Below are 10,743 nucleotides of genomic sequence, written 5' to 3' on the forward strand. Positions count from 1 at the left end.
GCCCCCGCCCGAGGAGCCCCCGTATGACCCGACCCGCGCGCCCTGGACGCCATCGCGCGCTGCACACCGTGCTGTTGCTCGTCGGCGGCCTGCTGCTCGGCCTGCTGCCGACGGGCCTGTCCTTCGCCGCCACCTCGGCGACGGTCTACTACCGTCCCGCCTCCGCGTGGACCACCGTCAACCTGCACTACGCGCCCACCGGCGGCGCCTGGACCACCGTGCCGGGCGTCGCCATGCAACCGGCCTGCACCGGCTGGTACTCCAGGACCGTCGACCTGGGCGGCGCCACCGGCCTCTCCGCCACCTTCACCAACGGCAGCGGCACCTGGGACAACAAGGGCGGCGGCAACTACCGGCTCGGCACCGGCACCAGCGCCGTCTCCTCCGGAACGGTGACCACGGCCGACCCGTGCGCCGGCGCCACCGCGACCAGTGCCACCGTGTACTACGCGACCGCGGGCCGCGACTGGCCCTCGTACTACCTCCACTGGGCCCCCTCGGCCGGCTCCTGGACCACCCCGCCCGGTACGCGGATGGCCGCGGGATGCACCGGCTGGGTCAAGCTGACCGTGGACCTGGGCACCGCGACCACCTGGCAGGCCACCTTCACCAACGGCAGCGGCACCTGGGACAACAACGGCGGCGGCAACTACCAGCTGGGCACCGGCACGATCACGGTGAAGGACGGCGCCGTCGCCCACAGCGACCCGTGCAGCGGCACCGGGGAACCTGCAGGTCACGGCGCCACCGTCTACTACGCCACGGACACCGTCGGCTGGGCGGCGTACAACCTGCACTGGGCGCCGGCCGGGGGCGCCTGGACGGCCGTGCCCGGCGTCGCCATGGAGGCCGCCTGCACCGGCTGGGTGAAGAGGACCGTCGACCTCGGCACCGCCACCGCCTGGCAGGCCGCGTTCAACAACGGCAACGGCACCTGGGACAACAACAACGGCGCCAACTACCAGCTCACCGAGGGCGTCAGCACCGTCCGGAACAGGGTCGTGACGCGGGACGCCGGCGACCCGTGCGCCGCATCCGAGCCGGACACGACGGCGCCCACCGCCCCCACCGGGGTGACCGCGCAGGCGACCGGCACGTCGGTCGTGGTGAGCTGGACCGCCGCCACCGACCACACCGCCGTCACCGGCTACGAGGTCACCCGCACCGGCGGCACCAAGGGCACGTCGATCGCCCACGTCACCTCGACCGTGACGACCCAGACCGGCCTGGAGGAACGCACCGCCTACCGCTACACCGTCAAGGCCCTCGACGCGGCCGGCAACATGTCGCCCGCCTCCTCCCCCGCCACCGTCACCACCGGTGAGGCCCCGCGGACCACCCCGGGCGAGCCGCTGGGCGGCGACCCGCGCAAGGACCCGATCTACTTCGTCCTCACCGCCCGCTTCTACGACGGCGACACCTCCAACGACCGCGGTGGCAGCCAGCACGTGAAGTCGGGCAACGCCGCGGGCGGCGACCCCATGTTCCGCGGCGACCTCAAGGGGCTGGTCGACAAGCTCGACTACGTCAAGGGCCTCGGCTTCTCCGCGATCTGGATCACGCCCGTCGTCCTCAACCGCTCGGACTACGACTACCACGGCTACCACGGCTGGGACTTCTACCGGGTCGACCCCCGCCTGGAGTCGGCCGGCGCCTCCTACCAGGACCTGATCAACGCCGCCCACGCCAAGGGCATCAAGGTCTACCAGGACGTCGTCTACAACCACAGTTCCCGCTGGGGCGCCAAGGGGCTGTTCACGCCCACCGTCTACGGCGTGCGCGACGCCCAGTGGAGCTGGTACTACGACCAGAAGCAGGACGGCTTCGCCTACGACGGCCTCACCGTCGAGCCGGTCTCCGGCAAGTCGTACTACAACGGCGACCTGTGGTCGACCGCCGAGCCCACCGGCAACACCTGCGTCAACTGGGGCGTCCCCACGGGCGGGAGGAGCGCCGAGGGCTACACCCTCTACAACTGCCAGTGGCCGAGCCCGACCTCCGGCATGTTCCCCTCCAGGTACTACCACCAGTGCTGGATCGGCAACTGGGAGGGCGAGGACTCCCGCTCCTGCTGGCTCCACGAGGACCTGGCGGACTTCAACACCGAGAACGCGCAGGTGCAGAACTACCTGATCGGCGCCTACGACAAGTACATCGACATGGGCGTGGACGGCTTCCGCATCGACACCGCCGTGCACATCCCCCGCGTCACCTGGAACCGCCGATTCCTGCCCGCCATATACGACGAGGTGACGGCGAAGTTCGGCGCGGACAAGGCGAAGGACTTCTTCGTCTTCGGCGAAGTCGCCGCCTTCGTCAACGACAAGTGGAACCGCGGCTCGGTCAACCACTCCGCGCAGTTCTACACGTGGAAGGAGCGCAGGACCTACAGCGACGACGACACCACCGCCGCACTGGAGCAGTACACCTACGAGGAGCAACTGGGCACGGGCGACCAGCCGACGTCCACGAACGCCTTCCTGGACGGCAACGGGTACCACACCCCGGACCACAGCCGGTTCTCCGGGATGAACGTCATCGACATGCGGATGCACATGAACTTCGGCTCCGCGTCGAACGCCTTCAACAACGGCAAGGACTCCGACGACAGCACCAATGACGCGACCTACAACGTCGTCTACGTCGACAGCCACGACTACGGCCCCAACAAGTCGTCCTTCCGCTACGCCGAGGGCACCGACGCGTGGGCCGAGAACATGTCGCTGATGTGGACCTTCCGCGGCATCCCGACGCTCTACTACGGATCGGAGATCGAGTTCCAGAAGGGCAAGCAGATCGACTGCGGCCCCACCTGCCCCCTGGTGTCCACGGGCCGCGCCTACTACGGGGCGCACCTGGAGGGCGACGTCACCGCCTCCGGCTTCGGCACGGTGAGCTCCGCGTCCGGGCAGGTGGCCACCACGCTCTCGCAGCCGCTGGTCAAGCACGTGCAGCGGCTGAACCAGATCCGGCGGGCGGTCCCGGCACTGCAGACGGGCCAGTACTCCACCGCCGGGGTCAGCGGCGAGATGGCCTTCAAGCGCCGCTACACCGACGCCGCCGGCGGGGTGGACAGCTTCGCCCTGGTCACCGTGAGCGGCGGCGCCACGTTCACCGGGATCCCCAACGGCACGTACAAGGACGCGGTGACCGGCGTGGTGAGGACCGTGAGCGGCGGGAGCCTGTCGGTCGACGCGCCCGGCAAGGGCAACCTGCGCGTGTACGTCCTCGACCTGGGCGGGGCCAACGCCGCACCGGGCAAGGTCGGCTCGGACGGGCCGTACCTGAGGTAGCGCACCGTACCCGAAGGGGTGGGGAGGGCATCCGGGTGAGGTCTCCGGGCCGCCCGGCGTGTCCTCCCCACGCGATCCGGTCATATGAGCTGATGTTCATTTCATGGGTTCACACCGTGCGGCCAAGCACGCGCGCCGCCGCGCGGCCGGACGTCCGCGGCGTGCCGCACGTGTCTGGGCGACCGCCGCGGGGACGGCCGGAGTCGTCGCCGTGGCCGCCCTCGGGGTGCACACCGCGATCATCCACACCGACCCGCCCTCGGTGCACGCCCGCCCCGCACCGAGCCCGCAGCTCATGCCCTTCCCCGACCTGGCCGCCCGGGCCAGGCTGCAACGCGTCCCGCTCTACCCGGCCCACGAGCCCGCCATCGTCCCGCGCAAGAGCTGGGGGGCCGACGAGTCGCTGCGCACCGAGCCCCCGCACTACAGCACCACGGTCAAGGCGGTGTTCCTGCACCACACCGACAGCGGCAACGACTACAAGTGCGCGGACGTACCCCGGATCATCCGCGACATCTACTCCGGCCACATCCAGAGCCGCCACTGGGACGACGTCGCCTACAACTTCTTCGTGGACAAGTGCGGCACGATCTACGAGGGGCGCGCCGGCGGCTCCGACCGCCCCGTCACCGGGGCCCACTCGATCGGCTTCAACAAGGACACCATGGGCATCGCCGCGATCGGCACCTACGACGCCAAGGGCAGCGTGCCGCAGGCGATGACCGAGTCGATCGCCCGGATCGCCGCCTGGAAGCTCGGGCTGTCCGACATCGATCCCCGGGGCGAGGTCGCCCTGGTGTCAAGCAGCAGCAAGAGCCGCTTCAAAAAGGGCAAGCAGGCGGTCTTCCACGTCATCGCGGGCCACCGCGACGCCTACATGACCGACTGTCCCGGCAAGGAGCTGTACGCCAAGCTCCCGGAGATCCGCACCGAGGCCGCCCGGCTGCAGGGCCGCCCCCCGCTGCGCGCCGCGAAGAGCAAGGGCTGACGGCCTGCCCGCGTCAGCGGGGCGCCAGCGCCAGCAGGGCGACGTCGTCGCCCACCGCGCCCGCGTACCGGTGCAGGTCCTCCCAGACCGCGTCGACGACCGCCTCCGGGGAGAGGCCGGCGCCCTCCGCCAGCCGGGCGGCGAGACGTTCGGCGAGCGGGTAGAAGGTGCCCGAGGCGTCGCGCGCCTCGGTGACGCCGTCGGTGTACGCGAGGATCACGTCCCCCGGCAGCAAGGACACCACCGACAGCGGGGCCGGTGCCTGTCCCGGCGGCCCGGCCCCGAGCGGGGGACCGGGATCGCACTCCAGCTCCCGCACCTCGCGGCCGCGCAGCAGCAGCGCGGGCGGATGCCCCTGGCAGACCAGCCGTACCCATGACCCGTCGGCGGGGAACTCCAGCAGCAGGGCGGTGGCGAACAACTCGCTGTTCCCGGCGGCGTCCAGACAGAGCCGCCGTTCCAGGCGCCCCGCCACACCGCGCAGCTCCCGCTGGTCGAGCACGGCCTCGCGGAAGGCGCCGAGCAGCCCCGCGACCGTGCCGACCGCGGCGAGGCCGTGCCCTTGGACGTCGGCGACCAGCGCCCGTACGCCGTAGGGCCCGGTCCGCACGTCGTACAGGTCGCCGCCCACCAGGGTGCCGCGCTGCGCGGCCCGGTACAGGGCGGCGCAGCGCACCTCCCCCACGGTGCCGGGCACCGGGGCAAGGACGGCGAGCTGCGCCGCCTCGGCCACCGACCGGGCCAGCACCAGGCGGCCCCGGAACCGCTGCTGCACCGCGGAGATGACCACGCTGAGGGCGCCGATGAGGACGACGGCGCCCAGTTCGGCGCCGACGAACGTCCCCGAGCCCACCACGGGGAGCTCCATGACGACCACGACGGCCGCGGCCAGGACCGCGGTGCCCGGCACGCCGTAGGTGAGCGCGGCGAGCGGGGCCACCGCCGCGTAGTAGGCGCCGAGCTCGACGTCGCCGGGGGTGACGCCCTGGGCCAGGATCAGCACGCCGAGCAGGGCGACCGGGAGCACGCGCAGCCAGCGTGGCGGTGCGCCGATCCGCAGTGTGCCGTCCTCGGTCGGAGCCGTGCCCATGCAGGCACGGTAACCGCGGGCGGCGCGGGCCGCGCGTCTCAGCCGGTGGGTACGGCCGCCGCCGCGACGAGCTCCGGATGGTGCTTGCGGGCAACCTCGGGGTGGGCGCGGAGCCAGCCCTTGAGCTCGTTGCGGCCGTACTCGGAGAAGAGCGGGTTGGCCGGGTCCCGGGTGGCGCCGGGCGCGCGGTGGACGTGCTCGAACGGCAGCGGGGCCACGCGAGCGTCGAGGCGGGGGTTGTAGAAGAAGGGCACGGAGTAGCGCTCGCGGGCGCCGGCCGGGCTGACCACGCGGTGGTTGGTGGCCTTGAGGTAGCCGTCGGTGGCGACCTCCAGCAGCTCGCCCAGGTTGACGACGAAGGCGCCGGGTAGCGGCGGCACGTCGTGGAAGCGGCCGTCGGAGCGTTCCACCTGCAGGCCGCCGACCTCGTCCTGGAGCAGCAGGGTGAGGAAGCCGTAGTCCTTGTGCGCGCCGACGCCCTGGTCGCCGCCGGTGGGGGCGGTGCCGGGGTAGCGCACGAGCTTCAGGTGCAGGTGCGGCACGTCGGCGAAGGCCTCGTCGTAGAAGTCCTCGGGGGCGCCGATGGCGGCGAGCAGTTCGTGCAGCAGCCGGTGGGCGACACGGCTGAGCCGGTCGATCCAGGCCAGGGAGAGCTCGCGGAGCTCGGGCAGGTCGGCGGGCCACTGGTTGGGGCCCTCCAGCCACCAGTACGGGGGCTCGCCGGCGGCCGGGACGTGCTGCGGGCGCTCGGCGCCGATGTCGAGCTGGTCGCGCCAGTCCTGGCTGCCGCCGGTGCGCTCGTCGCCGGTGCGGGTGTAGCCGCGGAAGTGCGGGGAGTTCAGGTTGCCGATGGCGAGCCGGTCGGCCTCGGGCAGGGCGAAGAACGCGCGGATCGCCCGCATCAGGGCGGCGGTCTCCTCGGCGGTCACGCCGTGGCCGGTGAGCTGGAAGAAGCCGACCTCGTGGGCGGCGGAGTGCAGTTCGCGGTGGAGCCGGGCGCGTGCCTGGGGGCCGCGGTCCGCGGCGGAGAGGTCGATCACGGGAAGCTGGAGCGTCATGGTGTGGTGTCCGCAGGGTGAGGACCCGGCACGCCGGCGATGACCGGGCGCTGCGCGACGCGCCCTGGTGGGGCGGCGTCGCGGGGCCGAGTGGGAGGAAAGGGCGGGGTGGGGTCAGCCGCTGCGGCGACAGGACATGCTCGTGACGCGGACGAAGTCCACATGACGGCGGCGCACGAGCAAGAGCATGGGCCAAGGGTACTGCGCAGCGTCGTCCCTGGCGGTGACGCATGTCACGCGGCCCCATGAGCCGGGCGGTACGGGCGTGGGGCGACGCCATGGTCGCGCCGGGTGCGGGCGGCCACGATGTGGCGGCAGCCATCCCCGACGTGCAAATGGAGGCTCCCCATGCGCCCCTGGAGAGGCGTCCCCCTGCTCGCCGCCGCCGTGCTCGCGCTCGGCGCCGCCGCGGTCCCCGCCGGTGCGGAGGCGGCCGCGGGTACGGCAGGGCACTGCGCCCGGCTGGCCCGGGTCACCGTGCCCGGCGCCGAGCACCAGCAGAAGGCCTGCCTGCCCGACATGACGACCACCGCGCTGGCGGGCACCACGTACACCGACACCGCCGACCAGGCGGGCCTGGCGGCGGCCGGCACCACCCGCCCGTCCGGCGTGCCGGGCGTACAGGTCGACGGCTACTTCCCCGACACCTCGGGCTTCAACACCACGCACGGCTGGCAGCACGACGCCCAGTTCGTGCTGCGGCTGCCGGACCGCTGGAACGGCGGACTGATCGTCACCGGCGCGCCCGGCACCCGCAAGCAGTACTCGCTCGACGTCCTGATCTCCGACTGGGCGATCGCCCAGGGCTACGCCTTCGCCTCCACCGACAAGGGCAACAGCGGGCCGGACTTCTACACCGACGGCCGCCGCCCGGGTGACGCGATGGCCGAGTGGAACCGGCGCACGACCCAGCTCACGGTGGCCGCGAAGGCGGCGGTGGCCTCCCGCTACGGCCGCGCGCCGCACCGTACGTACATGACCGGCATCTCCAACGGGGGCTACCTCACCCGCTGGCAGCTGGAGCACCACCCGGCGCTCTACGACGGCGGCGTGGACTGGGAGGGCACGCTCTGGACGGCGGACGGTCCCAACCTGCTGACCTCGCTGCCGGTCACGGTGGCCCGCGCCCAGGGCCGGGCCACCGACGCCGACCTGCTGGCGGCCGGGTTCGCGCCCGGCTCGCAGTTCCTGTGGGCCTACCACCAGCAGGCTTACTGGGGCCTGACCCAGAAGGTGTACCGCGCCGAGTTCGACCCCTCCTACGACCCCGCCTGCCCGGGCGCGAGCGCGGGTGCGACCGTGCCGGAGATCCTGGCGCCCTGCGCCTCGGACGCCGACTACGACTACGCGGCGCGCCCGGCCGCCGTGCACCGGGCGGTCGGCCGGGTGTCGCTCACCGGGCGCATCGGCAAGCCGATGATCACCCTGCACGGCACCCTGGACACGCTGCTGCCGATCGCGACCGACTCGGACGTCTACGCGCGCATGATCGACTCCGCGGGCCGGGGCGCGCTGCACCGGTACTACACGATCGAGGGCGGCAACCACGTCGACGGCCTGTACGACACCTATCCGGACCGGCTGCGCCCGATCCTGCCCTGCTACCGGGCCGCGTTCGACGCGCTGACCTCATGGGTGGAGCGGGGCCGGACACCGCCCGCGGACCGCACGGTGCCCCGGCCGGCGAGCGGGGACATGATCAACTCCTGCGCGCTGTCCTGAGGTCAGACCCGCTCGAGCGGACGGTGCGGCCCTTCGGGGAGCTCGACGGCGATCGGGTCGCCGGGCCGCACCTCTCCGCCGTGCAGCACCACGCCCATGATCCCGCCCTTGCGGACAACGGCGCCGTGCTGGTCCCGGCCGACGACCTGCTTGAGCAGGCCCTGCCGGAAGCCGTCGATCTGCAGGCAGGGGTTGCGCAGACCGGTCACCTCGACGACGGCCTCCGCGCCGAGCCGCAGCCGCGTCCCGACGGGCAGGCCCAGCAGGTCGACGCCACGCGTGGTGACGTTCTCGCCGAGCTCGCCCGGGGCGACCTCGAAACCGGCCGTGAGCAGCTCGTCGTGGAGCTCGCCGTGGATGAGGTGGACCTGGCGCAGATTGGGCTGCGTCGGGTCCTGGGCCACCCGCGACCGGTGCTGCACCGTCACCCCGAGGTGGGCGTCGCCCTCCACGCCGAGCCCGGTCAGCAGCCGGATCCTGTCGTGGGTGGGCTTGCTGAAGTGGTGTCCCTCGTCGCGGCTGACGGCGGTGACGGTCGCGGTCATGCTCACCCTGTTCCCCTCGGTCGGTCGATCGCGCGATCATTCTAACGAGCATATTCATTGAACTTTCAATGATGACCGCGTAACCTGGAGCCATGCCTGTTCGCCGTCTGAACCACGCCGTGCTCTACATCCGTGACGTCACGCGGTCCGTCGAGTTCTACACCGCCGTCTTCGGCTTCGAGGTCGACGTGGAGATCCCCGGCCGCGCCGCCTTCCTCAGCGCCGAGGACACGCTCAACGACCACGACCTCGGGCTGTTCGCCATCGGCCCGGACGCGCCCGGCCCCGAGCAGGGCCGCGTCGGGCTGTACCACCTGGCCTGGGAGGTCGGCACGCTCCGCGAACTGGCCGACACCGCGCAGCTGCTCACCGAACGGGGCGCCCTGGTCGGCTCCAGCGACCACCTCGTGTCGAAGTCGCTGTACGCCAAGGACCCCGACGGGAACGAGTTCGAGGTCATGTGGCGCGTCCCCCGCGAGGACTGGCCCACGCAGCAGGAACTCAGCGGCCCGCGCCCGCTCGACCTGCAGGCGGCGCTGGACCGCTGGGGCCCCGACCTCAGGACGGGCGCCGCCGCGGGCTCCGTCACCTGAGCCCCGACCGCGCCCCGCGCCCCGTCACCTGCCGATCTGGCGCCTGCCGCCCCGGCGCAGCCTGCGCCGCTGGGAGGGGTCCAAGGTGAGGTAGGCGGCCACGGGGACGCCCACGATGACCAGCAGGGCCAGCCACGTCGGCAGGACCCACAGCAGGATCAGGCCGACAGCCACGCCGCCAACGGCGACCTTCGCGCGATTGGACATCTTCCCGCCTCCGTCTGCGGCACGTGCCGCACTCACTGGGGTAAACGCGGCATCACGCGCCGCGGTTCCCCCGTACGGCGCGCCCCGCCCGGCACCGGGCAGGGCGCGACCGCCGGGGCGTCACTCGTGGTGGCGTTCGGTCAGTTCCCTCGGTTCCTGCGGGGCCGCGTCCGGCGCCGTCGTCCGTTCGGGGGCGGTCTCCGGCCGGTCGGCGGCGACCGGCCGCTCGCGGTCGCGGACCGCCTCGGCGCGCACGATCGCGCCCAGGGCTGCGTAGATGTCCACGGGCATGGTGGGGTTCCTCCTGCGGTTGTCGTCCTGCTGACGGGCATGGCTGCGGGCCGCCGCGCGGGCGGCGACGGCCGGGCGCGGTCAGCAGCGCAGGACGAGGTGCAGGTGGTCGGGTCTGCCCGCGGGGGCGACGTGCCGGGCGGGACCGCGGAGCGCGGAGCCCACGGGATCCGGGGGGCAGGTGTCGTGGACGATGTCGGCGGCGTGCCCCTGGACGGTCCCGGCACGCTGCTGGGGGCCCGCCTGCGGGACGGTGCGCCGCCCGACGCTCGCCGGGGGGTGGTGCATCTGCTTGCCGGGTTCGTCCGTGGCGGCGGCGACGGCGACGGCCGCCGTCCGCTCCAGGGGCTGCAGTGCCGCGGCTCCCGGCGCGCACAACGCGTGGAGCAGGCACACCAGTGCCGCGAAAAGCCCGACCGCGGCCCCTGCGGGCCCTGCGGGGGCCCGACGGGGGGATTCCGCTGCGGGCCCTGCGGGGGCCCGACGGGGGGGTCCCGCTGCGGCATGCGGCATGCGTTGCTCCTCCGGATGCGTACCCCCCACTCTTAACCGGGCGGGCACCGGAACCCCGTGGGTCACTGGGCTGATCGGCGCACGCGTTCACCCGGGGGGCGCAATCCGCGTCCCCGCGTGGGTGTGTGCGGCGCGGCTGTGGTTGTGGTTGCGGTTTCTCCCCCGCCCGCCCTCCCGATTGCCCGGCGCGGTTGGTGCGGGCCTGCGCTGTGTACGTGTGGGGTCGGGGCCGCGCCGGCGCACGTCCTCAACGCTCGCGGTTTACCCCGACATCATCCGGCGCCGGGTTCGCCGCTCGTCTCCCCCAGCCTTCGGCCGGGGGGACCCCCATGGGCGCACCCCGCCACACCCCCTCCTGTTGTGCGGGGCAACTAACGGCCGGTGGGGGTTCAGTAAGGCACTCGGGGCAACCCCGGACCGCCTTCTCACCCCCACCGGTCGTT

At 72.9% G+C, this 10,743-nt stretch carries 10 protein-coding genes; 4 read left to right on the plus strand and 6 right to left on the minus strand.

Annotated elements, in window-relative coordinates; genetic code table 11:
• Positions 1-23 precede the first annotated feature (23 nt).
• Together PV350_RS39520 and PV350_RS39525 are read left to right on the plus strand one after the other, a co-directional pair.
• Positions 24-3,293, plus strand: a complete 3,270-nt coding sequence (locus PV350_RS39520; protein ID WP_500338268.1) for a carbohydrate binding domain-containing protein — start codon at positions 24-26, stop codon at positions 3,291-3,293.
• Between the two features lie 103 nt (positions 3,294-3,396).
• Positions 3,397-4,281 carry a peptidoglycan recognition protein family protein gene (locus tag PV350_RS39525; RefSeq protein WP_500338270.1) on the plus strand — a complete coding sequence of 295 codons (885 nt, stop codon included), beginning with the start codon at positions 3,397-3,399 and terminating at the stop codon, positions 4,279-4,281.
• A 13-nt stretch (positions 4,282-4,294) separates the two neighbouring features.
• Here PV350_RS39525 and PV350_RS39530 read toward each other — a convergent pair whose 3' ends face one another.
• Entirely contained in the window at positions 4,295-5,371 is a 1,077-nt protein-coding gene (locus PV350_RS39530; RefSeq protein ID WP_499515434.1) for a PP2C family protein-serine/threonine phosphatase, read from the minus strand.
• 38 nt (positions 5,372-5,409) lie between these two features.
• Entirely contained in the window at positions 5,410-6,429 is a 1,020-nt protein-coding gene (locus PV350_RS39535; protein ID WP_499515433.1) for an isopenicillin N synthase family dioxygenase, read from the minus strand.
• Positions 6,430-6,777: 348 nt separating this feature from the next.
• Between PV350_RS39535 and PV350_RS39540 the strand changes: the two genes are divergently transcribed.
• Positions 6,778-8,151 (plus strand): tannase/feruloyl esterase family alpha/beta hydrolase, encoded by a 1,374-nt coding sequence (locus tag PV350_RS39540; RefSeq protein ID WP_500338273.1) that lies wholly within the window; start codon positions 6,778-6,780, stop codon positions 8,149-8,151.
• Positions 8,152-8,153: 2 nt separating this feature from the next.
• Here PV350_RS39540 and PV350_RS39545 read toward each other — a convergent pair whose 3' ends face one another.
• Complete coding sequence (locus tag PV350_RS39545) at positions 8,154-8,696, minus strand: MOSC domain-containing protein (RefSeq protein WP_500338274.1); 543 nt, start codon at positions 8,694-8,696, stop codon at positions 8,154-8,156.
• Positions 8,697-8,788: 92 nt separating this feature from the next.
• On the opposite strand from PV350_RS39545, the gene PV350_RS39550 reads away from it, so the two are divergent.
• Positions 8,789-9,289, plus strand: coding sequence for a VOC family protein (locus tag PV350_RS39550; protein ID WP_499515430.1), 501 nt, complete (start codon positions 8,789-8,791; stop codon positions 9,287-9,289).
• A 24-nt stretch (positions 9,290-9,313) separates the two neighbouring features.
• On the opposite strand, the gene PV350_RS39555 is transcribed toward PV350_RS39550, so the two are convergent.
• The 3 genes from PV350_RS39555 to PV350_RS39565 all read right to left on the minus strand — a co-directional run bounded on the left by PV350_RS39555 (position 9,314) and on the right by PV350_RS39565 (position 10,183).
• A complete protein-coding gene (locus PV350_RS39555; RefSeq protein WP_500323219.1) occupies positions 9,314-9,496 on the minus strand; it encodes a tail-anchor membrane protein in 183 nt (60 codons plus the stop codon).
• Between the two features lie 120 nt (positions 9,497-9,616).
• Positions 9,617-9,787, minus strand: a complete 171-nt coding sequence (locus PV350_RS39560) for a hypothetical protein (RefSeq protein ID WP_499515428.1) — start codon at positions 9,785-9,787, stop codon at positions 9,617-9,619.
• Positions 9,788-9,868: 81 nt separating this feature from the next.
• Positions 9,869-10,183, minus strand: coding sequence for a hypothetical protein (locus PV350_RS39565; RefSeq protein ID WP_500338276.1), 315 nt, complete (start codon positions 10,181-10,183; stop codon positions 9,869-9,871).
• Positions 10,184-10,743: the final 560 nt, after the last annotated feature.

The sequence above is a fragment of the Streptomyces sp. PA03-6a genome, assembly GCF_033792765.1.
Lineage (GTDB): Bacteria > Actinomycetota > Actinomycetes > Streptomycetales > Streptomycetaceae > Actinacidiphila.

Coding starts and splice junctions, on each gene's coding strand:
- PV350_RS39520 (WP_500338268.1), top strand. CDS start 24: ATGACCCGACCCGCGCGCCCTGGACGCCATCGCGCGCTGCACACCGTG.
- PV350_RS39525 (WP_500338270.1), top strand. CDS start 3,397: ATGGGTTCACACCGTGCGGCCAAGCACGCGCGCCGCCGCGCGGCCGGA.
- PV350_RS39530 (WP_499515434.1), bottom strand. CDS start 5,371: ATGGGCACGGCTCCGACCGAGGACGGCACACTGCGGATCGGCGCACCG.
- PV350_RS39535 (WP_499515433.1), bottom strand. CDS start 6,429: ATGACGCTCCAGCTTCCCGTGATCGACCTCTCCGCCGCGGACCGCGGC.
- PV350_RS39540 (WP_500338273.1), top strand. CDS start 6,778: ATGCGCCCCTGGAGAGGCGTCCCCCTGCTCGCCGCCGCCGTGCTCGCG.
- PV350_RS39545 (WP_500338274.1), bottom strand. CDS start 8,696: ATGACCGCGACCGTCACCGCCGTCAGCCGCGACGAGGGACACCACTTC.
- PV350_RS39550 (WP_499515430.1), top strand. CDS start 8,789: ATGCCTGTTCGCCGTCTGAACCACGCCGTGCTCTACATCCGTGACGTC.
- PV350_RS39555 (WP_500323219.1), bottom strand. CDS start 9,496: ATGTCCAATCGCGCGAAGGTCGCCGTTGGCGGCGTGGCTGTCGGCCTG.
- PV350_RS39560 (WP_499515428.1), bottom strand. CDS start 9,787: ATGCCCGTGGACATCTACGCAGCCCTGGGCGCGATCGTGCGCGCCGAG.